Source organism: Micromonospora sp. NPDC093277 (assembly GCF_044765245.1).
In the GTDB taxonomy this organism is placed as follows: Bacteria; Actinomycetota; Actinomycetes; order Mycobacteriales; family Micromonosporaceae; genus Micromonospora.
Window position 1 is genome coordinate 86,240 of sequence record NZ_JBIWJO010000001.1, and the last position, 23,773, is coordinate 110,012.

The window sequence follows — 23,773 nt, forward strand, 5'->3', positions numbered from 1 at the left end:
CGCCGCCCGGCCAGGTGATCGGCCAGGGAGACTGGACGCGTGCGACGCGCGCTACGCGGAGGCGGTGCCGGTGGGGCGGGAGCGCAGCTCAGTGACGTAGTCGTCCGGCGCGCCCGCCTTCTCGGCCGCGTTCGCGATCTCGGACAGGTACCACGACGTCGGCAGGCCGCCCTCGTAGCCGTCGAAGACGTAGACCCACGCGGTCAGGTCCCCGTCGAGGGTGGAGACGCGGACCGTGAGCTTCCGGTACGTCCCGGCGGTCACGCCCTCGATCTCGTCGAGCTGCGCGGCGTCGCCCGGGTGGATGTCGTAGAGCGCCACGAAGACCCGGTCGCCCGGGGACTCGACCACGGTGCTGACCGACCCCTCCCAGCCGATGACGCCCTCGCCCGCGAAGGTGAGCCGCCAGCCCTCCAGCCAGCCGGTGCCCACCATCGGCGAATGCGGGCAGTAGGCGCGCATGCGGGCGGGGTCCAGGTTTGAGCCATAAGCGGCGTAGAGACGCACGGCGATGACGATAGCCCGGCTGGCGCGTGGGGGAGAATACGACGGTGCGTGTCGAGCGCGCCGGGAGAAGAAAGTCACTCTGAGCACTGACAAGGGGCGAGCGCTGTGAGCCAGATCGTGATCATCGGCGGGGGGCCGGCCGGGTACGAGGCGGCGCTGGTCGCCGCCCAGCTGGACGCTGATGTCACCGTGGTCGAGGCGGAGGGGGCCGGCGGCGCGTGTGTGCTCTCCGACTGCGTCCCGTCGAAGACCTTCATCGCCAGTTCAGAGGTGGTCACCGGCTACCGGGACACCGAGGAGTTCGGCGTGCACTCGGACGGGCTGGAGGCGGTCACCGTCGACGCCCCGACGGTGTACGAGCGGGTCAAGCGGCTCGCCCTGGCCCAGTCAGCCGACATCCACACCAAACTGGTCAAGGCCGGGGTCGAGTTCGTCGCCGGCACCGCCCGGCTCGGCGAGGACACGCTGGGTCACACCCACCGGGTGATGGTCACCCCGTCCGGCGGTCACGCGGAGTATTCGATCGACGCGTCGACCGTGCTGATCGCCACCGGTGCCACCCCGCGCCAGCTTCCCACCGCCGTCCCGGACGGCGAGCGCATCCTCACCTGGCGCCAGGTGTACGACCTGCCGGAGCTGCCCGAGCACCTGATCGTGGTCGGTTCGGGCGTGACCGGCGCCGAGTTCGCCAGCGCGTACCTGGCGATGGGTGTCCAGGTCACCCTGGTCTCCAGCCGGGACCGGGTGATGCCGCACGAGGACGCCGACGCCGCGATGGCGATCGAGCGGGTGTTCCGCAACCGGGGCATGACCATCCTCAACAACTCCCGCGCCGAGGCGGTCCGCCGGCTCGGCGACGGCGTCGAGGTGGTGCTCGCCGACGGCCGGGTGGTGGTCGGCTCGCACGCGCTGATCGCGGTCGGCTCGATTCCCAACACCGCCAACCTGGGCCTCGCCGAGTACGGCGTCGAGCTGGCCCGGGGCGGTTACGTCACCGTCGACCGGGTGTCCCGGACCAACGTCCCCGGCATCTACTCCGCCGGTGACTGCACCGGGGTGCTGCCGCTGGCCAGCGTGGCCGCCATGCAGGGCCGGATCGCGATGTGGCACGCGCTCGGCGAGGCGGTCCGGCCGCTGCGGCTGCGTACGGTCGCCGCGAACGTCTTCACCGACCCGGAACTGGCCACGGTCGGCGTCTCGCAGAACGAGGTGGATGCCGGCAAGGTGCCGGCCCGCCAGGTGATGCTGCCGCTGGCCGGCAACGCCCGGGCCAAGATGGACGACCTGGCAGACGGCTTCGTCAAGCTGTTCTGCCGCCCGGCCAGCGGCCAGGTGATCGGCGGCGTGGTGGTGGCGCCGAAGGCCAGCGAGCTGATCCTGCCGATCACCATGGCGGTCGAGAACAACCTCACCGTCAACGAGCTGGCCCAGACCATCACCATCTACCCGAGCCTCTCCGGCTCCATCACCGAGGCGGCCCGCCAGCTCATGCTCCACGAACTGGAGTGACCCCGCCGCCCGTCACGCGTCGATCATGGAGTTGTGGTGCCCGATCCGTCGTGATGCAGGCGCTTTGTGTACTGCCACGACTCCATGATCGCCCGGTCAGGATGAGGGACGACGCGAGGACGGCGAGGAGGGTGACTTCGGTGACGATCAGCAGGCGTTCGGCGAGGCCGAGCAGGAGGCGGTCACCGGGGTAGGCGGACCAGACCATCGCGCCGGCCAGCAGCAGGCTGGCCAGGGTGAGCGCGCGCAGCCAGCCGGCGGTGCGACCGCCCAGATGTCCGGCGAGCAGCCAGCCGGCGACCGGCAGGGCGAGGAAGGCCACCACCGAGGCGTACCGGTGCAGGTAGGCGGCGGTGTCCATGGGCAGGCCGGGTTCGTTGGTGGGCACCACGGCGGCGGTCACCAGGCCGGCGGTCCAGGCCGCCAGCAACACCCCGGCCACCCGCAGCCGCCGCCGCGTCCGGCCGGACCGGGCCCGTCCATCGCCGCCGGGCCGTGACCCGCCGGGCTCCGAACCCGATCCGGTACGCCAGAGGGCCGGGATCAGCACCGCCGTCGCGGCGGCGAGCAGCGCCATGGCCACGTCGATGACGCCGCCCCGGTCCGATACCGCGAAGTCGCTGACGGTCAGCGACCAGGGGTCCAGGTCGTCGTTCACGACGACGTGACCGATCACGGCGAGCACCGCCGCCAGGGCGATCCCGCCGAGGGCCAGCAGGCCGTTTCGCTGGGTTCCGGGCATGCCTCAGCCTGTCGCCGAAACCGCCCGAAACGGATCCGGGGCCGACACCCACTTCGATCCCGGGGAACTCCCCTACCGGCTGCGGCGTGCGCGCCAGGCGATCCGTCCGATCTGTCCACACCGCCGTCAGGAGGCCGCCGTAGGCTCCTCCACCGGGGCCTCGGTGCGGGTGTTGCGGGCGGTGATCATGGTCACCGCCCAGCCGGCCACGGCGAACCCGGCCGCCGCCGCCGCGCCGATGAGCGCGAGCCGCCCGGCCGACTGGGTCAGCGCCGTGCCGCCCAGGTGGCCGACCAGCGTTCCGTACGCCGCCCAGCCGGTCGCCGCCAGGCCCTCATAGATCAGGAAGAGCCGGTACGGGTAGCGGCTGCGCCCGGCCGAGAAGCAGGCGGCCATCCGTCCGCCGGGTACGAAGCGGCACAGCAGGATCACCAGCGGTCCCGGCTCGCGTAGTCCCCGGGTGACCCGGGCGGCGGCGCGGCGGGCCCGGCCGGGCATGGTGTGCCGCGCCGTCCGGCGGTTCGGGGCGCTCCGGCCCAGCAGGTAACAGGCAAGGTCGCCGGCGAAGACGCCGAGCGCGCCGACGACGATGGTGAGCGGCAGGTTCAGCCCACCGTAGACGGTGAGCGCGCCGCTGGTGATCATGACGATCTGGGTGGGTACCACCGGCACGAAGGCGTCCGCGGCCAGCAGCCCCAGCAGCAAAAGGTAGGCCCACGTCGGTGACGCGATGTTAGAGATGAGTTCGGGCACGACCGCCACCTCGCCGGATTCCCCCGTTCGACCGCACCGAGCCTGACGACGTGTCCCACGTCACTGCGGGCACCCCCGTCCGGCCGTGACCACTGACACCAGCGGGCCAACCGTGCACAACGATGCTGGGGTGCCCGATGTGACGGCCCTTCGGCGTGGCGGCGCCCACCGGAGCGGGCGGCGGAAGGGCGGTGCCGGGCGTACCGTGGTCGGACGCGGCTCCGCCGCCGTCGGGACCCCATCCGGCGAACGGGCGGGCCGCAGCGGGTCGCCGGCAGGTCCCGTGCCGGCGACCCGCCCACAACCTCGTTCTCACCTCACCCATCCCGGCCGGGGAAAGGACGGCGGCATCGCCAACGGTGTCGGCCGGAAAACCGCTCGCCCCGGATGCCGTGCCGGCCGTACGGTCGCCGTATGCGCAGCGCGGAGGTGACCACGACGCCGGGAATCCCCGGCGCGCCGCACTGACGTATCCGTCGACGAGGCCCCGGGGCGAACCGCCCCGGGGCCTCGCGGCGTTCCGGGCCAGCTCGCCTCCGGGTCGTACCCGATCAAGGAGAGCGACATGATCGACCACCGCAGGCTCGGCCGGGAGCTGGAGCTGTTCGCCTCGGACCCGCTCGCGGGCGCCGGACTGCCCATCTGGCTGCCGGCCGGCGCCGCCGCCCGGCACGCCGTCGAGGAGTACGTGCGAGACCTGGAGCGCCGGGCCGGCTACCGGCACGTCTACTCGCCCCCGCTCGGCCGGCGGGAGCTGTTCGAGCTCTCCGGGCACCTGGGCTACTTCGCCGACGACATGTTCCCGCCGATGCGGCTCTCCGCCGACGACGAGTTCGTGCTCCGGCCGGCGCTCTGCCCGCACCACGCGCTGGTGTACCGGGCCCGGGGCCGGTCCTACCGGGAGCTGCCGTTGCGCGTCGGTGAGCTGGGCGGGATGTACCGGGCGGAGCGTTCCGGGGTGCTCGGCGGCCTCGCCCGGGTACGTGCCATCTCCCTCAACGACGCCCACAACTTCTGTGCGCTGGAGCAGGTCGGCGACGAGGTGCACGAGATCCTCCGGTTGATCCGCGAAGCGCACGCCGCGCTCGGCATACGGCCGGCTGGGTTCCGGCTGTCGCTGCGCGGGCCGGGCGAGAAGTACGTGGGGGACGACGCCCAGTGGGCGCGGGCCGAGGAACTGCTCCGCGAGGCGCTCGACGGGGTCGACTTCACCGAGGGGCCGGGCGAGGCCGCCTTCTACGGACCGAAGATCGACATTCAGATCGTCGACGCGGCCGGCCGGGAGTCGACCATCTCCACCATCCAGCTCGACTTCGACAAGCCGGAGAGGTTCGACCTGTCGTACACCGCCGCGGACGGGAGCCGGAAGCGGCCGGTGATGGTGCACCGGAGCCTCGTCGGCAGCATGGAACGGCTCTTCGCGTACCTGATCGAGGTGCACGCCGGCGCCTTCCCGGCCTGGTACGCCCCGGTGCAACTGGTGCTGCTCCCGATCGACGACGGTCAGGCGGACGCGGCCGTCGAGCTGTGCCGCCGGGCCGAGGCAGCGGGGCTGCGGGCCGAGGTCGACCTGACCGGCTCGCTGGGCGCCCGGATCCGGGACGCGGCCCGCCGGAAGGTCCCGTACGTCGGGGTGATGGGCCCCCGGGAGGCGGCCGACGGGTCGGTGTCCCTGCGCCTGCGCGACGGCCGCGGGCTCGACCCGATGCCGGTGGCCGACGCGCTGGGGTTGATCGGGCGGGTGGTCGCCGCCCGCTCGGCCGGCCTGCTCCCGCCCGCCTGACGGCCGCCGGCCAGGACTCCAACCGGTGTCCTGGCCGGATTTCCGGGCACCGGCCGGCACCGGCTTCCCGCTCTCAAGGCGGGAAGCCGGTGCCGAGCCGGTCGCCCGGTCCACGTCAGTTCTTGGCCGGTGCGACCGCCGGGAGCGCCCCGGCCGGCGTGCCGGCGGGCGGTGGCGCCGGGATCTCGTCCGTGAGCACCGCACCGGTGAACTGCGACCGGTAGAGCCGGGCGTACGCCCCGTCGGCGGCCAGGAGCTGGTCGTGGGTGCCCTGCTCGACGATCTGGCCCTGCTCCATCATCAGGATCAGGTCGGCGTCGCGGATGGTGGACAACCGGTGCGCGATGACGAAGCTGGTCCGGTCCGAACGCAGGGCCGCCATCGCGCGCTGGAGCAGCACCTCGGTGCGGGTGTCCACCGAGCTGGTGGCCTCGTCGAGGATCAGCAGCGACGGCTCGGCGAGGAACGCCCGGGCGATGGTGATCAGCTGCTTCTCGCCCGCGCTGACGTTGTTGCCCTCCTCGTCGATCACGGTGTCGTACCCGTCGGGCAGGCTGCGCACGAACCGGTCCACGAAGGTGGCCCGGGACGCCGCCAGGATCTCCTCCTCGGTGGCGTCCGGCCGGCCGTACGCGATGTTGTCGCGGATGGTCCCGCCGAAGAGCCAGGTGTCCTGGAGCACCATGCCGATCCGGCCACGCAGCTCGTCCCGGCGCATCGTGGTGATGTCCACCCCGTCCAGGGTGATCCGGCCGGCGTCCAGCTCGTAGAACCGCATGATCAGGTTGACCAGGGTGGTCTTGCCGGCGCCGGTCGGGCCGACGATCGCCACCGTGTGGCCGGGCTCGGCGACCAGGGACAGGTCGTCGATCAGCGGCTTCTCCGGGGCGTACCGGAAGGAGATGTGCTCGAACTCGACGCGGCCGTGCGGGTCGGCGATCCGGGCCGGCCGCGCCGGCTCGGGGCTCTGCTCCTCGGCGTCGAGGACGGCGAAGACCCGTTCGGCCGAGGCCACCCCGGACTGGAGCAGGTTCGCCATCGAGGCGACCTGGGTGAGCGGCTGGGTGAACTGCCGCGAGTACTGGATGAACGCCTGCACGTCACCGAGGCTCATCGTGCCCGAGGCCACCCGCAGGCCGCCGACCACGGCGATCGCCACGTAGCTGAGGTTTCCGATGAAGAACATCGCCGGCATGATGATCCCGGAGACGAACTGCGCCCCGAAGCTCGCCTTGAACAGCTGCTCGTTCTTGTCGTGGAAGGCGGCCTCCACCTCCTTCTGCCGGCCGAAGACCTTGACCAGCTCGTGGCCGGTGTACGCCTCCTCGATCTGGCCGTTCAGTTCGCCGGTGTGCGTCCACTGGGCGATGAACTTGCCCTGCGAGCGCTTGGCGATCTGGCCGGTGACCACCACCGACAGCGGCACCGCCACCAGGGCCACGACGGCCAGCAGCGGCGAGATCCAGACCATCATGGCCAGTACGCCGACCACGGTGAGCAGCGAGGTGACCAGCTGGCTCAGCGTCTGCTGGAGGGTCTGCGCGATGTTGTCGATGTCGTTGGTGACCCGGCTCAGCAGCTCGCCGCGCGGCTGCCGGTCGAAGTAGGGCAGCGGCAGCCGGTTGAGCTTCTCCTCCACGTCGGCGCGCAGCCGCAGGATGGTCCGCTGCACCACCCCGTTGAGCAGCCAGCCCTGCCCCCACATCAGCACGCTGGCCCCGACATAGAGCGCCAGCGCGAGGGCCAGCACCCGGCCCAGCTGGGTGAAGTCGATGCCGACGCCGGGCACCACGTGCATCTTGGTCAGCATGTCGGCGAAGTTGCCGTTGCCGGATGCCCGGGCAGCGGCCACCGCCTGATCGACCGTGGTGCCGGCGGGCAGCCGCCGGCCCATGAACCCGCTGAAGATCAGGTCGGTGGCGTGGCCGAGCACCTTCGGCCCGATGACGCTGAGCCCGACGCTCGCGACGGCCAGCGCGAGCACCGCGGTCAGCTTCGCCCGGTACGGCCGGAGCAGCCCGAGCAGCCGTCGCGCGGACGGTCCGAAGTTCATCGCCTTCTCCGCGGGCATGCCCATGCCCATGTGCGGCGGGCCACCGGCACCGCGCCGCCCGGCCGGTGGCAGCCGCTTCGGCGTCTCGTCCTCCGGGGCCTGCTTCTGGCCCTCTACGGAGCTGGTGGTCATGCCGTCACCTCGCTTCGCTCGGCGCCGTCATGACCTTCGGCGCTGAGCCAGCTGATTCGCTCGCTGTGCTCGCTCATGCCGCCACCTCCGCGGTCTGCTGGGACGCCACGATCTCGGCGTACGTCGGGCAGGTCTCGAGCAGGTCGTCGTGCCGGCCCATCCCGACGACGCCTCCGTCCTCGACCACGATGATCTGATCGGCGTCGACGATCGTGGAGACCCGCTGGGCCACGATCACCACCGCGGCCTCCGCGGTGATCGGCTTCAGGGCCGCCCGGAGCCGGGCGTCCGTGCCGAGGTCGAGCGCGGAGAACGAGTCGTCGAACAGGTAGATCTCCGGTTTGCGGACCAGCGCGCGGGCGATCGCCAGCCGCTGCCGCTGGCCGCCGGAGACGTTCGTGCCGCCCTGCGCGATCGGCGCGTCCAGCCCGCCCGACATCTCGGCGACGAACTCCCGCGCCTGGGCGATCTCCAGCGCCGCCCAGAGGTCGGCGTCGGAGGCGTCCGGGTTGCCGTACCGCAGGTTGCTGGCGACCGTGCCGCTGAACAGGTACGGCCGTTGCGGCACCAGCCCGATCCGCCGCCACAGCTCGTCCGGGGCCAGCTCGCGGACGTCCACCCCGTCGACGAGGACCGCCCCGGTGGTCGGGTCGACCAGCCGCGGGATCAGGGTGAGCAGGGTCGTCTTGCCGGCGCCGGTGGAGCCGATGATCGCCGTCGTCCGGCCGGGCTGGGCACGGAACGAGATGTCGTGCAGCACCGGGGCGTTCGCCCCCGGGTACTGGAAGCCGACTCCGCGCAACTCCAGCTCGCCCCGGCCGGACACCTCGGTGACCGGCCGCGCCGCGGGGACCACCGACGACTCAGTGTCCAGCACCTCCACGATGCGCTCGGCGCAGACCGCCGCGCGGGGCACCATCATCAGCATGAAGGTGGCCATCATGACGGACATCAGGATCTGCATCAGGTACTGGAGGAACGCGGTCAGCGCGCCGATCTCGATCTGACCGGAGTCGACCCGGCCGGCGCCGAACCAGAGCACCGCGACACCGGAGATGTTGAGCACCAGCATCACGAGCGGGAAGATCAGCGCCTGGAGCCGGCCGATCCGCAGCGCGGTCGCGGTCAGGTCGGCGTTCGCGACCCCGAAGCGTTCCGTCTCGAACGGCTCCCGGACGAAGGCGCGGACCACCCGGATGCCGGTGATCTGCTCGCGCAGCACCCGGTTGACCGTGTCGATCCGGGTCTGCATGAGCCGGAAGGTGGGCACCATCTTCCGGATCAGCAGGCCCAGCGCGACCGCCAGCACCGGTACGCAGACCAACAGCAGCCAGGAGAGCCCGACGTCCTCGCGGAGCGCCATCACCACGCCGCCGATGCTCATGATCGGCGCGGCCGCCAGCATGGTGCAGCTCAGCAGCACGAGCATCTGCACCTGCTGCACGTCGTTGGTGTTGCGGGTGATCAGCGAGGGTGCCCCGAACCGGGCCACCTCACGGGCGGAGAAGCGGTTGACGTGGTGGAAGATGGCACCCCGGACGTCCCGGCCGAAGCTCATCGCGGTCTTCGCGCCGAGGTAGACGGCGGTGATCGAGCAGGCGATCTGGAGCAGGCTGACGAGCAGCATCCAGCCGCCCGTACGCAGGATCTGGCCGGTGTCGCCGACCGCCACGCCACGGTCGATGATTTTGGCGTTGAGGCTCGGTAGATAGAGCGAGGCCATCGTGCCGACGAACTGGAACGCCAGCACGGCGGCCAGTAGTCGCCGGTACGGGCGCAGATGGTTACGGAGTAGGCGGATCAGCACGGACGAGGCCCCCGTGTCGTCATATCGGCGGATTCCTTGTCTGGATTCAACCGGCGGATGTCTCCGTCGGACATGGTCGTGATGAGCTCGGCGAGGAACTCCCGGATCACCGCCTGTTTGGCCGGGTCGGCATCGACGGAGGTGAGCGGGCGGTTGCTGTGGATCATCTCGAAGAGGGCCTGCGCGTGTTCCCGGCCCTTGTCGGTCAGCGTGAGTTGGACGCTGCGCCGGTCGTTGACGTCCCGGCGGCGTTCGACGAACCCGTCCCGTTCGAGGGTGTCGACGATTCCGGTGAGGGTGGCCGGGCGGACGAAGCAGCGTTCGGCGACCTCCCGGTGGGTGCTGTCGCCGATGCGGGACAGGATGAACAGCACGCGCATGCCGGCCGAGGTGAGCCCGTGATGCTCGGCCAGGTAGCGGCCCCAGTGCTGCTCGACCAGGTGCCCGGCGATCGCGATCAGCCGACCGAGGGGCGCGTGGTTGAGCGCGTCGGGGAAGCTGACGAGCGGTCCGGTGTTCACGGGGACAGGTTAGCCCCCGGATTGTCAGGCCCCAAACGAATTTCCGTCACCAGCTCGTCGGCAGCGGCATGCCCTCCGTGTAGCCGGCGGCGCTCTGCACGCCGACCAGGGCGCGCTCGTGGAACTCCTCCAGGTTGCGGGCACCGGCGTAGGTGCAGGCGCTGCGTACCCCGGAGATGATCTCGTCGATCAGGTCCTCCACCCCCGGCCGCGTCGGGTCCAGGTACATCCGGGCCGAGGAGATCCCCTCCTCGAAGATCGCCTTCCGGGCCCGCTCGAACGCCGTGTCCTCGGCGGTACGCGCGCTGACCGCCCGGGACGACGCCATGCCGAAGCTCTCCTTGTAGCGCCGGCCGTCCGCGTCCGTGTACAGGTCGCCCGGCGACTCGTAGGTGCCGGCGAACCAGGAACCGATCATCACGTTCGAGGCGCCCGCCGCCAGGGCCAGCGCCACGTCCCGAGGGTGACGCACGCCGCCGTCGGCCCAGACGTGCCGGCCCAGCGATCGGGCCGCCGCGGCGCAGTCGAGCACCGCCGAGAACTGCGGCCGCCCCACGCCGGTCATCATCCGGGTGGTGCACATCGCGCCCGGCCCGACCCCGACCTTGACGATGTCGGCGCCGGCCTCGATCAGGTCGCGTACGCCGTCCGCGGTGACCACGTTGCCGGCCGCGACCGGGACGGCCGGGTCGAGCTTGCGGACCGCCCGCAGCGCGGAGATCATCCGTTCCTGGTGGCCGTGCGCGGTGTCCACGACCAGCGTGTCCACCCCGGCCTCCAGCAGCGCGCCGGCCTTGCCGGTCACATCGCCGTTGATGCCCACCGCGGCGGCGATCCGCAGCCGGCCCCGGTCGTCCACCGCCGGCTTGTAGAGCGTGGCGCGCAGCGCGCCCTGCCGGGTCAGCACGCCCACCAGCCGCCCCTCGGCGTCCACCACCGGGGCGAGCCGCCGCCGTCCGGCGGAGAGCCGGTCGAAGCCGGTACGCGGGTCCGCGTCCGCCGGCACGGTGTGCAGCTCGGTCGACATCACATGCCGGAGCTGGGCGAAGCGGTCCACGCTCACGGTGTCCGCCTCGGTGACCACACCCATCGGGCGGCCGGCCTGGTCCACCACGATCACCGCGCCGTGCGCACGCTTCGGCAGCAGGTGGATCGCGTCGCCGACGGTGTCCGTCGGGCCGAGCGTGATCGCCGTGTCGTGCACCAGGTGCCGCTGCTTGACCCAGGCGACCACGTTGGCCACCACCTCGATCGGGATGTCCTGCGGGATCACCGCGACGGCACCCCGGCGGGCCACCGTCTCGGCCATCCGTCGGCCGGCGACGGCCGTCATGTTCGCCACCACCAGCGGGATGGTCGTGCCGGTGCCGTCGCCGGAGGCCAGGTCGACGTCGAGCCGGGAGCCCACCTCGGAGCGGTTGGGCGCCATGAAGACGTCGTTGTAGGTCAGGTCGTGCGCGGGGACCGCGCCATGAAGGAACCGCACCGGAACATCATTCCCGGCCGTCGCCCGTCCCTGCCCCCGATGGTCACGGAAAACACCCTCCGGCCGGGTGACGTCAACCGAGCAGCAGCGCTGCGGCGGTCCCGGCCATCACGACGGCGACCGCCCCGTCGAGCACGCGCCAGGCGGCGGTACGGGCGAGCAGCGGCGCCAGCCGGTGCGCACCGGCACCGAGCGCGGTGAACCAGGCCGCGCTGGCCGCGGCCGCACCGAGGCCGAACGCCCAGCGTTGCTCGTACTGCTGGGCCACGCCGCCGAGCAGCAGCACGGTGTCGAGGTAGACGTGCGGGTTCAGGTAGGTGAAGCCCAGGCAGGCCAGCAGGGTCGCCCGAAGGGTGGTCGGGGGCCGGTCGGTGGGGGCGAGGATGCCCGGACGCAGCGCCCGGCGGGCGGCGAGCACGGCGTACCCGAGCAGGAACGCGGCTCCGGCCCAGCGGACGGCGGAGAGCACGCCCGGCCGGTCCGCCACGGCGGTGCCGAGACCGGCGATGCCCGCCGTGATGAGCAGGGCGTCCGAGGCGGCGCAGGCGACCACCACGGGCAACACGTGCTCACGGCGGAGCCCCTGACGGAGCACGAAGGCGTTCTGCGCGCCGATGGCGACGATCAACGCGAGCGATACGGCGAATCCGGCGACGGCCGAGGGGAACGGGTCAGGCACGTGTCCGAAAATAGGGATCGGCACCAGGTGCAGTCCAACTAATCTTTCTGAAGCCTCTTAAGATTTGCTGATGGAAGGGCTCGACACGACCCAGCTACGCACCCTCGCCGCCGTGGTCGATGAGGGCAGCTTCGAAGGTGCGGCGCGCGTGCTGCACGTCACCCCGTCGGCGGTGAGCCAGCGGATCCGCGCGCTGGAGGAGGCCGTCGGGCAGGTGCTGGTCCGGCGCAGCCGCCCCTGCCAGGCGACCGGCGCGGGCCAGCCGCTGCTCCGGCTGGCGGTCCAGTTGGCGCTGCTCGAACGGGAGGCGCTCGCCGAGGCGCGCGGGGTGGTGGAGGGGGCGGCCGGACCCACCCGGTTGCCCGTGGTGGTCAACGCCGACTCGTTGGCCACCTGGTTCGTGCCCGCGCTGGTTCGGGTCCCGGCCGAGCTGGCCGTCTGCTTCGACGTACGCCAGGACGACCAGGACCACACCGCCGAGCTGCTGCGCGACGGCGCGGTGCTGGCGGCGGTGACCGCCCAGCGGGAGCCGGTGCAGGGCTGCCGGGTACGCCCGCTCGGGGCGATGCGCTACCGGGCGCTCGCCGCCCCGGGGCTGGTCGCCCGCTGGTTTCCCGACGGGCTGACGCCCGAAGCGCTGGCCAGGGCGCCGATGGTCGTCTTCGACCGCAAGGACCAGGTCCAGCACCGGTTCGTGCGGGCGGTGACCGGCCGGGAACTCGACCCGCCGGTGCACCACGTGCCGTCGGTGCCGGCGTTCAGCGAGGCGATCCGGCGCGGCCTCGCCTGGGGGCTGGTCCCGGAGCGGCTGGCCGAGCCGGATCTGGCCGACGGCTCCTGCCTCGACCTCGATCCGGGACGACACATCGACGTGCCGCTCTACTGGCAGCACTGGCGCCTGGACTCCCGGCTCCTCGCCGCCCTCACCGACGCCGTCCGCGCCGAGGCGGCACTCGCCCTCCGCTGACCGCCCCGCGTGGCGGTGGCTGCCCCGATGCCCCCGGTAATTAGGGGCCCCGAAGGCGTTGGTAGGGGGCGTACTTCAGGCGATGGTGCAGATCGGGGCGCCAGCGGTGATGACGGCGCCGACCTCGGCGGCGAGGCCGCTGACGGTGCCCGCCTTGTGGGCGTGCAGCGGCTGCTCCATCTTCATCGCCTCCAGGACGACGACCAGGTCGCCCTCGGCGACGGTGTCCCCCTCCTCGACGGCGATCTTGACGATGATGCCCTGCATCGGGGAGGTGAGCGTGTCGCCGCTGACCGCCGCGCCGGCCTTCGCGCCGCCGCCCCGGCGGGCCGGCTTCCTCGCGGCGGGCGCGGCGGCGGCCGTACCCGCGCCGATCCCGGCGGGGAGGCTGACCTCCAGCCGCTTGCCACCGACCTCGACCACGACGGTCTCCCGCTCGGCGGGGCCCTCGACGGCGCCGGCCGGGGCGGTGAACGCCGCGACGGTGTTGTCGAACTCGGTCTCGATCCACCGGGTGTGCACGGTGAACGGCTCGGCGGTGAACGCCTCGTCCCGGACCACCAGGCGGTGGAACGGCAGCGCGGTGGCCATGCCCTCGACGACCATCTCGTCCAGCGCCCGGCGGGCCCGCTCCAGGGCCTCGGTACGCGTCTCGCCGATGATGATCACCTTGGCCAGCAGCGAGTCGAAGTTGCCGCCGATCACGTCGCCGGCCGAGACGCCGGTGTCCACCCGGACGCCCGGCCCGGTCGGCAGCCGCAGCGCGGTGATGGTGCCCGGAGCGGGCAGGAAGTTGCGGCCCGGGTCCTCGCCGTTGATCCGGAACTCGATGGCGTGCCCGCGCGGGGTCGGGTCCTCGGTGAAGCGCAGCTTCTCGCCGTCGGCGATGCGGAACTGCTCGCGGACCAGGTCGATGCCGGCGGTCTCCTCGGTGACCGGGTGCTCGACCTGGAGCCGGGTGTTGACCTCCAGGAAGGAGATGGTGCCGTCGCCGCCGACCAGGTATTCCACCGTGCCGGCGCCGTGGTAGCCGGCCTCCCGGCAGATCGCCTTGGCGCTGTCGTGGATCTGGGCACGCTGGGCGTCGGTGAGGAATGGCGCGGGAGCCTCCTCGACCAGCTTCTGGTGGCGTCGCTGGAGCGAGCAGTCCCGGGTGCCGACCACGATCACGTTGCCGTGCTGGTCGGCGAGGACCTGCGCCTCGACGTGCCGGGGCTGGTCCAGGTACCGCTCGACGAAGCACTCGCCCCGGCCGAACGCGGCGACCGCCTCGCGGGTGGCCGACTCGAACAGCTGCGGGATCTCCTCCATGGTGCGGGCCACCTTGAGGCCGCGTCCGCCACCGCCGAAGGCCGCCTTGATGGCGACCGGCAGGCCGTGGTCGACCGCGAAGGCCATCACCTCGTCGGCGTTGCCGACCGGGTCCGGGGTGCCGGGGACCAGGGGCGCGCCGGCGCGCTGGGCGATGTGCCGGGCGGTCACCTTGTCGCCGAGGTCACGGATCGCCTGCGGGGTCGGGCCGATCCAGGTCAGCCCGGCGTCGATGACGGCCTGGGCGAAGTCGGCGTTCTCGGAGAGGAAGCCGTAGCCGGGGTGCACGGCGTCGGCGCCGGACCTGGCGGCGACCTCGATCAGCTTGTCGATGCGCAGGTAGCTGTCGGCCGCGGTGTCGCCGCCCAGGGCGTAGGCCTCGTCCGCGAGGGTGGCGTGCAGAGCGTCCCGGTCGGAGTCCGCGTAGACGGCGACGCTCGCCAGGCCGGCGTCGCGGCAGGCGCGGATGACGCGTACGGCGATCTCGCCGCGGTTGGCGATGAGTACCTTGCGCACCTTGGTGGCTCCTCCCCGGAGGTCGATGCCGGGAGTTTATCGGCCGACCCGCCGGCCCTAACGATCGCTCAGCTGTGGGATGCCGCACGCCCCAATCGCGCTTTAGTCAAATTTGCCTATTACGCTTGCTTCGTGTCAGCAACGCGGATGATGATCCTCGGCCTGGTCCGGTGGATGCAGCCGGTGCACGGCTACGACGTGCGCCGTGAGCTGCTGAGTTGGAGCGCGGACAAGTGGGCCAACGTGCAACCCGGGTCGATCTATCACGCGCTGCGCAAGCTCACCGACGAGGGGCTGCTCCGAGCGGTGTCGACGGAGCAGGTCGGCTCCCGCCCCGCCCGCACCACCTACGAGGTGACCGCCAAGGGTGAGGAGGAGTTCGAGACCCTGCTGCGGGCCCAGTGGTGGCAGCTGCACGAGCCGGCGGACCCCTTCGCGGCCGCGTTCTCCTTCCTGCCCGCGATGCCGCGCGACGAGGCGGCGGCGGCCCTGCGCAACCGGGCCAACCTGATCCGGGCCGGGATCGAGTCGATGCGCGCCTCGCTGGACTCGGACTGGGTGCGCAACAAGAAGCCCGTGCACGTCGGGTGGATGTTCGAGCTGTGGCTGGCCCGGGGCGAGGCGGAGATGGCCTGGTGCGGCCGGATCGCCGAGCGGATCGAGTCGGGAGTGTCGTACCTCCCCGCTGCAATGGAGGGGGCCGAGGGCTGGTCGGGCTGGACGGACGGAGCTTCAGGCGGCCAGTACGCGCAATAATCAACGTTGACTACAAGAGCTATATCGCGTTAGTCTCGGCGCCAGCCGCAGGGGAGCCGCGTGCCCTCTTCGCGGACGATCGGCGGCCGGTCACGTCCGGCCCGGACGACCAGGAGCAGAGATGATCGAGACCAGGGGGCTGCGGAAGTCGTTCCGCTCCCGCGCGGGTCGCGAGACGAAGACCGTGGACGCGGTCCGGGGCGTCAACCTCGACGTCGCCGAGGGGGAGATCTTCGGCTTCCTCGGCCCGAACGGGGCCGGCAAGACCACCACCCTGCGGATGCTCGCCACCCTCATCGAGCCCGACGGCGGCGAGGCCACCATCGCCGGAGCCGACCTGCGCAAGGACCCGGCCGAGGTGCGCCGCCGGATCGGGTACGTGGCCCAGGGCGGCAGCACCTGGGACGAGTCCACCGCCCGGGAGGAGCTGGTGCTCCAGGCCCGGCTCTACGGCATCGGCAAAGCCGAGGCCCTCCGGCGCGCCACCCGCGCCCTGGAAGCCTTCCAGCTCACCGAGTACGCCGACCGCAAGTGCAAGACGTACTCCGGCGGCCAGCGCCGCCGGGTGGAGATCGCGCTCGGCATCATCCACGAGCCGAAGATCGTCTTCCTCGACGAGCCGACCACCGGCCTCGACCCGCAGAGCCGGGCGCACATGTGGGACGAGATCCGCCGGCTGCGTAGCGAGGGGATGACCGTCTTCATCACCACGCACTACCTGGACGAGGCGGACGCGCTCTGCGACCGGATCGCGATCATGGACAACGGTGAGGTGGTCGCCGAGGGCACCCCGGCCGAGCTGAAGCGGGAGATCTCCGGCGAGGTGGTTCAGGTCGGTCTCGACGCCGCCGTCACCCCGGGCGCCGCCGAGCTGCTCGACACCGAGGCGTACGTCAACAAGCTGGAGACCGTCGACGACGGTGGCCTGCGGCTCTATGTGGACGACGGCGCCACCGCCATCCCGCAGGTGCTGCGCCGCCTCGACGGCGCCGGGCTGGACCTGCGCTCCATCGAGCTGCACCGCCCCAGCCTCGACGACGTCTTCCTCACCAAGACCGGCCGCTCGCTGCGCGAGTCCTGACCACCCGGAGAAGCTGCCATGAAATTCGCCCGCGATACCTGGCTGATCTTCCAGCGCCAGTTCCAGCTCCTGTTACGCAACCCGGTCTGGCTCTTCGTCGGCGTCTTCCAGCCGGTGATGTACCTGCTGCTCTTCGCCCCGCTGCTCAAGGCGGCGCTGAACGCGCCCACCCAGGCGGCGGCGTACAAGATCTTCGTTCCCGGCCTGCTGGTGCTGCTGGCCATCTTCGGCGGCCTGTTCCAGGGCTTCGGCCTGATCGCCGAGCTGCGCGCCGGGGTGATCGAGCGGTCCCGGGTCACCCCGGTCAGCCGGCTTGCCCTGCTGCTCGGCCGCTCGCTGCGGGACGTGGTCTCGCTGATCGCACAGGCGATCATCATCACGCTGCTGGCGCTCCTGTTCGACCTGCGGGTCTTCATCGGGTACCTGCTGCTGGCATACCTGATGCTGGCCCTGATCGCGCTGATGACCTCGGCCGTCTCGTACGGCGTGGCGCTCAAGGTCAAGAGCGAGGACGCGCTCGCCCCGCTGATGAACACCGTCGCCCAGCCGGTGCTGCTGCTCTCCGGCATCCTGCTGCCGCTCGCCCTGGCCCCCGGATGGCTGCAGGGCATCGCCAACTGGAACCCGTTCTCCTGGGCGGTCGACGGGGTCCGGGCGCTCTTCGCCGGCGACCTGAGCAACGCCAAGGTCTGGCAGGGGCTGACGATCATCGCGGTGCTCGCCGTCGCCGGCGTGGTCTGGGCCGCCCGGCAGTTCGCCCGCAGCGTCCGCTGAGGTGTAAGGAAGGGCACCCTCGTTAACGCCAGCGGTAGAGAGGGGTTCCCCTCTCGCCGTCGCTGAAGGGGGGAGAGCTGCCTCTCACCAGGGGCGGGGTGTCGGGCCGACGCGCGTAGCGTGGGCTGGTGCCCCGCCTCATCCGTGACAGGACGACCTGGTTCGCCTATGCCCAGCTGGGGCTGTGGGGCTTCTTCCTCTACGGGTTCGGTCCGGTCGTACCGCTGCTCCGCGACGAACAGGGCACCAGCGCCGCCGTCGCCGGCCTGCACAGTACGGGCATCGCGGTCGGGGCGCTGCTCGGCGGGGCTCTCTTCGCGCCGGCCGCCCGCCGCCTCGGCCGCGGCCCGGCCATCTGGCTCGGCCTCGCCGGCGTGGCCGCCGGCGTCGCCGCCCTCGGCCTGCTCCGCCCGCTGCCCGCCACCCTCGCCGCGGTCGCGGTTATCGCCACCTTCGGCATGATGGTGATCAGCGGGGTCAACGTGGTGCTCACCGCCCACCACGGGCCCACCGCGCCCGCCGCGCTCACCGAGGCCAACGCCGCCTGCGCCGGCATGGGCATCCTCGCGCCGCTGGTCATCGGCACCGCCGTGGACGCCGGCCACGGCTGGCGGCCGGCGATGGCCGTCGAGGTCGGGCTGATCACCCTGGTCGCCCTCGCCGCCCTGACCTTCCGGATACGCCTGCCGAAGGCCGCCCCCGCTGCCGCGGCTGCCGCCGACCCGGCCGTGGTGGCCGCCTCGGCCGCCGCCGATGCTGTCGGGGCGTCCGCCTCGCCTTCCGTCGGCCCGGCCCCGCTAACCGCCTCAGCGGGTGCGGCTGCCGCCGACCCGCGCGTGGTGACCGCCTCGGCGGGTGTGGAGCCCGGCGGCGAGCGGCTGGCCGCCTCGGACGGGCGGGCCGGTGACCGAGCTGCCGCCCGGGTGGCGGGCCGGCTGCCCCGGGCCTACTGGATCGCCTGGGTGCTGATGTCGGCCACCGGCTCGATCGAGGTGTGCCTGTCGCTCTGGACCGCCGACGTGCTCCGCACCCAGGCCGGGCTCGACGCCGGCAGCGCCTCGGCAGCCGTCGCCGCGATCGTCTGCGGCATGTTCGCCGGCCGGCTGGCCGGCGGCCGGTTCGCGCTGCGCTGGCCGCCGGTGCCGCTGCTGCTCGGCGCGCTGACCATCTCCCTGGCCGGGTTCGCCCTGTTCTGGGCCGCCCCGATCGGCTGGCTCGCGGTCACCGGCCTGGTCATACTCGGCCTGGGCAACGCCCTGCACTACCCCCTCGCGATCTCCATCGCGCTCGCCGTCGCCGGGCCGGCCGCCGACAAGGCGGCCGGGTGGTCGTCGTACTCGATGGGGGTGGGTTTTGGGATCGCGCCGGTCGCGCTCGGCTGGGTGGCCGACGGGGTCGGGCCGCACCTCGCCTTCCTGCTGCTGCCCGGCTTCATCGCGGCGTCCGTGCTGCTCACCGTGCGGCTCGGACGCGTGCTGCGCGCCGCGCGCCCGATCGACGACCCCACCCCGCTCCCTGCCTGACCACCCCGCCTGTCTACCCGCGCTCTTCGCTCTCGACCTGCTGAATTCGCTTGATCGACTCGCCTTGCTTGCTTGCTTGCTTGCTTGATCGACTCGACTTGCGGCAAGTTGTGGTCTCCCAGGCGACCCGAGGCCGCCGGATGCCGCAACCCGAGTCGATCAGCGCACTCTGGCGAGCGTGACCCCGTCGGCGATGGGCAACATGACCACATCGACGCGGACGTCGGAGAGGATCTCGTCGTTGAACGCGGCGATGGCCCGGTCATCGGCGTTCTGCGGGGCGAGCACCCGGCCGCCACGCAGCGTGTTGTCCACCGCGACGACCGCGCCCGGCCGCATCCGGGGCACCAACTCGTCCCAGTAGACCGGGTAGCCGACCTTGTCAGCGTCGATGAAGGCGAAGTCCAGGTAGCGCTCCTGCGGCAACTTGCGCAGCGTCTCCGCGGCCGGGCCGATCCGCAGGTCGATCCGGTCCTGCACGCCCGCCCGGGTCCAGTAGCGGCGGGCGATCCCGGTGTACTCCTCGGAGATGTCGAAGCAGGTCAGCCGGCCACCCTCGGCGAGGCCCCGGGCGATCGCCAGCGAGGAGAGCCCGGTGAATGTGCCCACCTCCACCGCCTGCCGTACCGCCAGCAGCCGGGTGAGGAAGGTCAGGAACGCGGCCTGCTCCGGTGCGACCTGCATGTCAGCCTGCGCGGGGAGGGCGGCGAGGGTCTCGTCGGCCAGTTCCCGGACGATCTCGTCGGGCGCGGAACCGTGCGCCACAAGATAGGCGTGCAGTTCCGGGGTCAGCGGCAACGGTTTCGTGCTCATGATCGGACGTTAGCCGAGATGTTCGATTTCCTGGCCGCCGGGCGCGACCTTCGTCCACAGATCGGTGACGCGCAGCCCCAACTCGCCGAGCAGGCCACGCAGCAGCGGCAGGCTCAGCCCCACCACCGTGCCCGGGTCGCCCTCGATGCCGGTCACGAACGCCCCGCCCAGCCCGTCGATGGTGAACGCCCCGGCCACCGCCAGTGGCTCGCCCGTCGCCACGTACGCGGCGATCTCCTCGTCGCTGATGTCTGCGAAGTGCACCGTCGTCGAGGCGACCCCTGCCGCCCGCGACTCGTGCACCACGTCGATCAGGCAGTGCCCGGTGTGCAGCACCCCGCTCCGCCCACGCATCCGCTGCCACCGCCGGGTAGCGTCCGCCTCGTCCGCCGGCTTGCCCAGGATCTCGCCGTCGAAGGCCAGCACCGAGTCGCAGCCGAGCACCAACATCCGCTCGTCCGGCGTGGAGCGCAGCCGGCCCAGCACCGCCTGCGCCTTCAGCCGGGCCAGGTCCAGGCACAATTCCTCCGCCCGGTCGCTGACCACCTGCGACTCGTCGACGCCGCTCACCAGCACATCCGGTTCGATCCCGGCGGCCTGGAGCAGCTTGCGGCGGGCAGGGCTCTGCGAGGCGAGCACGAGGCGCGGCGATACGGAACTCAACACCCCACGGACGCTACCGGCTGATCCGGGGCGGCAGGTCGTCGGCACGGCGACGACGCCGCCACACCAGAAAGCCGCCACCCGCCGCCGCCAGTACGCCCAGGGTCGCCAGCCCGCGTGCCGTCGCGCCGTTGCTGGTGCCGTCGCCTGGTGCCGTCGCCTGGGCCGAGGCGGGTGGGGTCGCCCCCCGCGACTCGAAGCCCAGTGGAGGTACGTCGGCCGTGAGCGCGGCGACCAGGTCGATGACGCCGTAGCCGTATTCGTCGTCACGGCCGGGCGGTCCCTTGTCGATCGCGGTGGCAGTCAGCCGGTGCACGACCTCCTGAGCAGGAAGGTTGGGAAACTTCGACCGGACGAGAGCAGCAGCACCAGCAACAATCGCTGTCGCGCTGGAGGTGCCAGTGCCCTTCGAGTATTTGCCGCCGTAGCTGGTGCTGTAAATATCCACGGCCGGAGCCACGAGGTCGATTTCCGGACCGGTGACTGACACGGAGGCGTGGCCGCCGCCCGGATCAGTACCGCCTACCGCGATAACCTCATCTTCGGAGGCTGGATAGCCAACCGTGAGGTCATCTGGGCGGTTACCTGCCGCCGCTACCACGATGATGTTTGCGTCTAGTGCGGCTCTTATTGCCCGCTGGAGTCGCATGCTTGCCCCAGCAACTGATGACACGCTGATCACGTCTACGTGACTTCTCACAGCCCACTCGATTCCAGCTGCGAGATCTTCGGTGCTTCCTTGGCCAACTTCGGGTTGAACGCCGACAGGTAGCACCTGTGATTTCGGGGCGATTCCTAGCGCACCTCTGTTTTTGCCTTGGCCGTGTGCAGCGATTAGCCCGGCCATGAGTGTCCCGTGGCTTGAATGATGCTGCAGGTTGTTTCCTTGGTTATCCGGTGCGATGTCAATGCCTGGGAGAATGCTTCCATCTAAGTCGGGATGGTTGCTGACTCGTGTGTCAGCCAATGCGACAACGACACCTTCTCCTTGGCTGATTTGATGCGCCTTCTCCACGTTAAGGTCGCGCAAGAACCACTGCTCGCCTCGTATGCGGTCCGAGTTCACCGGGTCCGTTGCAGTCGCTGTCGGATTCGCTGACAAAGCTGTCGATGTCAAGGCCGCTAATATGGTGAGGGCTGCGCGATAACTAGTTCCGCTCACCGGTCGAGGCCGATGGCCGGCCCCGGATCAGGAGGCCCATCGCTATCTGGAGGCCGCATCACGGGCGCTACGCCTGTATCAACTTCCCATGGCTGGTCTGGGTCCCAAGATCGGGTTCTGTGATCGCTGTACGGATTACGGTCGACACTTGTCCCACCGCCGCTCGTTCCTGCAGAGAAGCCGCTGCCCGGAGCGCCGCCGATTGGGGGCAGGCCGCCGTGCCCACCCAACTGGGAGGCGCGGCCCGAACCGGGCCGGGATCCAGCCGCACCACTCGGGGCGGTGCCAGCCCCTCCACCTCCGATTACTCCACCGATCGGGTTGACCCGACGAGCGAGATTTCCCCGGTTCGTCGGTTGGCCGAGCCCAGCTGCGGGCGTTCCGCCGATTAGCCCGCCCGGTGGCAACGGTCGAGGTGACGAGGGAGGAGTTTCATTGACACCCCCGGAAACTGGCTTTTCCATGGGATTGGCCTGTCCGCGCATCGGATTTGCCTTGTCACCTCGGATCGGAACCATTGGTCCATACGAGTGGGGCGGCGGAACCTGGACACCAGGGCTGGTTGGCTGACTGGGCGTTAGGGGTGGCGTCAGGGGTGCTGGGCCGGTATTTGGGGGAGCCGGAGCGAGTGCAGATCCTACTCCGCCGAGAATCAGCCCTGAGCTGACATGACCTGAAATAGGCGATGTTGGGATGGGGTCTGGCCTGTTTGGAGCAGCGTGTTGCCTGGTAGACGATGCTGCGATTGCCGTTGGTGCCGGCACGATAGGCGGGATGACCGGTGCCGAGATCGAGTCGACGCTATGTTCTTGCTGGTCTGGCTGTCTGCGGATGTTGGGTCTGGGTGGTGGTTGGCGGAGCATTACTTGGGCTTGTTGGAGTTCAGCGCTCAGCCCCGTCATGAGGCTTCGCGCCCGTACGTTCAGTTGCTCCAGGTCCGCGTCCGTCACCGGTGGCCGTTCGGGCAGGCGGCTGCCGGCCACCGCCTTCGGGTCCGCGAGCGTCGCCTCGTACGCCCGCTTCTGCTGGAGTTTGGCGGCGTACTCGTCGTGGATCGGTTTGAGGTCAGTGCGGGTGCTGGCGATGGCGCGCGTGGCGGCGGCGAGCGCGTCGTGGTTCGCGGCGGCGGCGTCGTGGGTGTGTTGCGCCTTGTCGATGAGCTGGTCCAGCTCGGCGAGGTACGCCCGCGCGGCCGCATTGGTCTGCGGCGGCCAGGCTTCGGCGAGCCCTCGGCGGTATTCCTGGAGCCGGGTGAGGTGGGCCCGTGCGAGGTCGCAGACCTTGCGCCATCCGGCGACCTGCTTCCACTGCCCGGTGGTCTCCTGGTCCTGGAGGCATGCCCACATGTTGAGCACGTTCATCAGGTGCCAGTCGGTGAGGCCCGAGGTGCGGCCGTGGCCCCGCTCGATCACGGCAGCACCACCGGCCTCTCCATCGCCGATGTCGGATCCGACAGCACGGGGAGCGGCCGTGCCCCGGTCGAGCCGGAGCGGCCCAGGGCCCGTTCGACGTCGGCGACCCGGGCGGCGGAGAACGCGTCGGTGTGGACGTACTGATCGGCGATCCGGCCTGCGGCGTCCGCGAGGTGGCCGGTGGCGGGGCCGAGGTCCCAGACCATGTGGACGGTGGCCTGCTGGGTCTCGTGGTGCGCCTGGAGGAAGTGGACCAGCTCGACGAACGCGTCGGCGGGATTGGGAACCGGCGCCTTCATGTCGTCGGCGATGTACGACAGGTGCGGGGCGTAGTTGCGGGTGACCTCGTCCTGGAGCCGATCGGCGAACTCGCGCATCTGCCGGATGTCGGCCTCGATGCCGCCGTAGTCTCGCAGCCAGCCCGCCGGCCGGTCGTCCTCCGGGATCATCGACCCTCCCTCTGCGTCACCGTACCGTTTCCCAGGGTGAGGCTAACGGCTCGGCGAGGTTCCTGGCAGTCCCGGCCGACCGTCGGGCACAGCCCGTCGTACCGGGAGAATGTCAGCGGGGCAGGCCGGAGGCGCGCCACGCGCCGGGACCGGCGAGCGCCGCGCCCGCCGGACGGGCGCTGCGCGTCCACTGCGAGACGGCGGCCGGCGCCGGGGTCGCGGCCGGTCGGGTCCGCGTGATGATCGCGCCGACCAGGGCGGCCAGTTCCTCGGGGGTGGGCACCCCGCGGACGATCCGGAACAGCGGCTCTTCGGCAGACATGAGTCCAGGGTACGCGCCGAGAACCTGACCTTCCTTGCGCAGTGGCGTGCCG

Annotated in this window: 21 protein-coding genes; 7 read left to right on the forward strand and 14 right to left on the reverse strand. The window is 71.4% G+C overall.

Going from position 1 to position 23,773, the window contains the following annotated elements; translation table 11 throughout:
• Positions 1 to 51 precede the first annotated feature (51 nt).
• Entirely contained in the window at positions 52 to 507 is a 456-nt protein-coding gene (locus tag ACIRG9_RS00390; protein WP_402848035.1) for a gamma-glutamylcyclotransferase, read from the reverse strand.
• Between the two features lie 105 nt (positions 508 to 612).
• Between ACIRG9_RS00390 and ACIRG9_RS00395 the strand changes: the two genes are divergently transcribed.
• A complete protein-coding gene (locus ACIRG9_RS00395) occupies positions 613 to 2,016 on the forward strand; it encodes an NAD(P)H-quinone dehydrogenase (RefSeq protein WP_402848037.1) in 1,404 nt (467 codons plus the stop codon).
• Here ACIRG9_RS00395 and ACIRG9_RS00400 read toward each other — a convergent pair.
• Positions 1,994 to 2,758 carry a DUF998 domain-containing protein gene (locus ACIRG9_RS00400; RefSeq protein WP_402848039.1) on the reverse strand — a complete coding sequence of 255 codons (765 nt, stop codon included), beginning with the start codon at positions 2,756 to 2,758 and terminating at the stop codon, positions 1,994 to 1,996. The genes ACIRG9_RS00395 and ACIRG9_RS00400 overlap by 23 nt on opposite strands.
• 126 nt (positions 2,759 to 2,884) lie before the next feature.
• Positions 2,885 to 3,511, reverse strand: coding sequence for a DedA family protein (locus ACIRG9_RS00405; RefSeq protein ID WP_402848041.1), 627 nt, complete (start codon positions 3,509 to 3,511; stop codon positions 2,885 to 2,887).
• Between the two features lie 550 nt (positions 3,512 to 4,061).
• Here ACIRG9_RS00405 and thrS point away from each other — a divergent pair.
• Positions 4,062 to 5,294 (forward strand): threonine--tRNA ligase, encoded by a 1,233-nt coding sequence (gene thrS, locus ACIRG9_RS00410; protein ID WP_402850168.1) that lies wholly within the window; start codon positions 4,062 to 4,064, stop codon positions 5,292 to 5,294.
• A 115-nt stretch (positions 5,295 to 5,409) separates the two neighbouring features.
• On the opposite strand, the gene ACIRG9_RS00415 is transcribed toward thrS, so the two are convergent.
• From ACIRG9_RS00415 to ACIRG9_RS00435, 5 genes are all read right to left on the reverse strand, one after another.
• Positions 5,410 to 7,479, reverse strand: a complete 2,070-nt coding sequence (locus ACIRG9_RS00415; RefSeq protein WP_402848043.1) for an ABC transporter ATP-binding protein — start codon at positions 7,477 to 7,479, stop codon at positions 5,410 to 5,412.
• Between the two features lie 73 nt (positions 7,480 to 7,552).
• Positions 7,553 to 9,286, reverse strand: coding sequence for an ABC transporter ATP-binding protein (locus ACIRG9_RS00420; RefSeq protein ID WP_402848045.1), 1,734 nt, complete (start codon positions 9,284 to 9,286; stop codon positions 7,553 to 7,555).
• Entirely contained in the window at positions 9,280 to 9,807 is a 528-nt protein-coding gene (locus ACIRG9_RS00425; RefSeq protein ID WP_402848047.1) for a MarR family winged helix-turn-helix transcriptional regulator, read from the reverse strand. Before ACIRG9_RS00425 ends, ACIRG9_RS00420 begins: the two co-directional genes overlap by 7 nt.
• A 46-nt stretch (positions 9,808 to 9,853) precedes the next feature.
• Entirely contained in the window at positions 9,854 to 11,293 is a 1,440-nt protein-coding gene (locus tag ACIRG9_RS00430; RefSeq protein WP_402848048.1) for a GuaB1 family IMP dehydrogenase-related protein, read from the reverse strand.
• A gap of 73 nt (positions 11,294 to 11,366) precedes the next feature.
• Positions 11,367 to 11,972 carry a LysE/ArgO family amino acid transporter gene (locus ACIRG9_RS00435; RefSeq protein WP_402848050.1) on the reverse strand — a complete coding sequence of 202 codons (606 nt, stop codon included), beginning with the start codon at positions 11,970 to 11,972 and terminating at the stop codon, positions 11,367 to 11,369.
• Positions 11,973 to 12,042: 70 nt separating this feature from the next.
• Between ACIRG9_RS00435 and ACIRG9_RS00440 the strand changes: the two genes are divergently transcribed.
• The gene (locus ACIRG9_RS00440) at positions 12,043 to 12,939 is read left to right on the forward strand and encodes a LysR family transcriptional regulator ArgP (protein ID WP_402848051.1); all 897 of its coding nucleotides are present in this window, start codon (positions 12,043 to 12,045) and stop codon (positions 12,937 to 12,939) included.
• Between the two features lie 75 nt (positions 12,940 to 13,014).
• On the opposite strand, the gene ACIRG9_RS00445 is transcribed toward ACIRG9_RS00440, so the two are convergent.
• Positions 13,015 to 14,766 carry an acetyl/propionyl/methylcrotonyl-CoA carboxylase subunit alpha gene (locus tag ACIRG9_RS00445; protein ID WP_402848053.1) on the reverse strand — a complete coding sequence of 584 codons (1,752 nt, stop codon included), beginning with the start codon at positions 14,764 to 14,766 and terminating at the stop codon, positions 13,015 to 13,017.
• 147 nt (positions 14,767 to 14,913) lie between these two features.
• On the opposite strand from ACIRG9_RS00445, the gene ACIRG9_RS00450 reads away from it, so the two are divergent.
• From ACIRG9_RS00450 to ACIRG9_RS00465, 4 genes are all read left to right on the forward strand, one after another.
• Positions 14,914 to 15,522, forward strand: a complete 609-nt coding sequence (locus ACIRG9_RS00450) for a PadR family transcriptional regulator (protein WP_402850171.1) — start codon at positions 14,914 to 14,916, stop codon at positions 15,520 to 15,522.
• Between the two features lie 121 nt (positions 15,523 to 15,643).
• Positions 15,644 to 16,603 (forward strand): ATP-binding cassette domain-containing protein, encoded by a 960-nt coding sequence (locus tag ACIRG9_RS00455; protein ID WP_402848055.1) that lies wholly within the window; start codon positions 15,644 to 15,646, stop codon positions 16,601 to 16,603.
• A gap of 18 nt (positions 16,604 to 16,621) precedes the next feature.
• Positions 16,622 to 17,377, forward strand: a complete 756-nt coding sequence (locus ACIRG9_RS00460; RefSeq protein ID WP_402848057.1) for an ABC transporter permease — start codon at positions 16,622 to 16,624, stop codon at positions 17,375 to 17,377.
• A 128-nt stretch (positions 17,378 to 17,505) separates the two neighbouring features.
• Positions 17,506 to 18,900 (forward strand): MFS transporter, encoded by a 1,395-nt coding sequence (locus ACIRG9_RS00465; RefSeq protein ID WP_402848059.1) that lies wholly within the window; start codon positions 17,506 to 17,508, stop codon positions 18,898 to 18,900.
• Between the two features lie 159 nt (positions 18,901 to 19,059).
• On the opposite strand, the gene ACIRG9_RS00470 is transcribed toward ACIRG9_RS00465, so the two are convergent.
• The 5 genes from ACIRG9_RS00470 to ACIRG9_RS00490 all read right to left on the reverse strand — a co-directional run bounded on the left by ACIRG9_RS00470 (position 19,060) and on the right by ACIRG9_RS00490 (position 23,721).
• On the reverse strand, positions 19,060 to 19,713 hold the full coding sequence (locus ACIRG9_RS00470) for an O-methyltransferase (protein WP_402848060.1): 654 nt from the start codon (positions 19,711 to 19,713) through the stop codon (positions 19,060 to 19,062).
• Positions 19,714 to 19,722: 9 nt separating this feature from the next.
• Entirely contained in the window at positions 19,723 to 20,379 is a 657-nt protein-coding gene (locus ACIRG9_RS00475; RefSeq protein ID WP_402848062.1) for a Maf family protein, read from the reverse strand.
• Positions 20,380 to 20,389: 10 nt separating this feature from the next.
• The gene (locus ACIRG9_RS00480) at positions 20,390 to 21,538 is read right to left on the reverse strand and encodes a S8 family serine peptidase (protein ID WP_402848064.1); all 1,149 of its coding nucleotides are present in this window, start codon (positions 21,536 to 21,538) and stop codon (positions 20,390 to 20,392) included.
• Between the two features lie 1,408 nt (positions 21,539 to 22,946).
• The gene (locus ACIRG9_RS00485) at positions 22,947 to 23,399 is read right to left on the reverse strand and encodes a hypothetical protein (RefSeq protein ID WP_402848066.1); all 453 of its coding nucleotides are present in this window, start codon (positions 23,397 to 23,399) and stop codon (positions 22,947 to 22,949) included.
• A gap of 112 nt (positions 23,400 to 23,511) precedes the next feature.
• Positions 23,512 to 23,721, reverse strand: coding sequence for an acyl-CoA carboxylase subunit epsilon (locus tag ACIRG9_RS00490; protein ID WP_402848067.1), 210 nt, complete (start codon positions 23,719 to 23,721; stop codon positions 23,512 to 23,514).
• Positions 23,722 to 23,773: the final 52 nt, after the last annotated feature.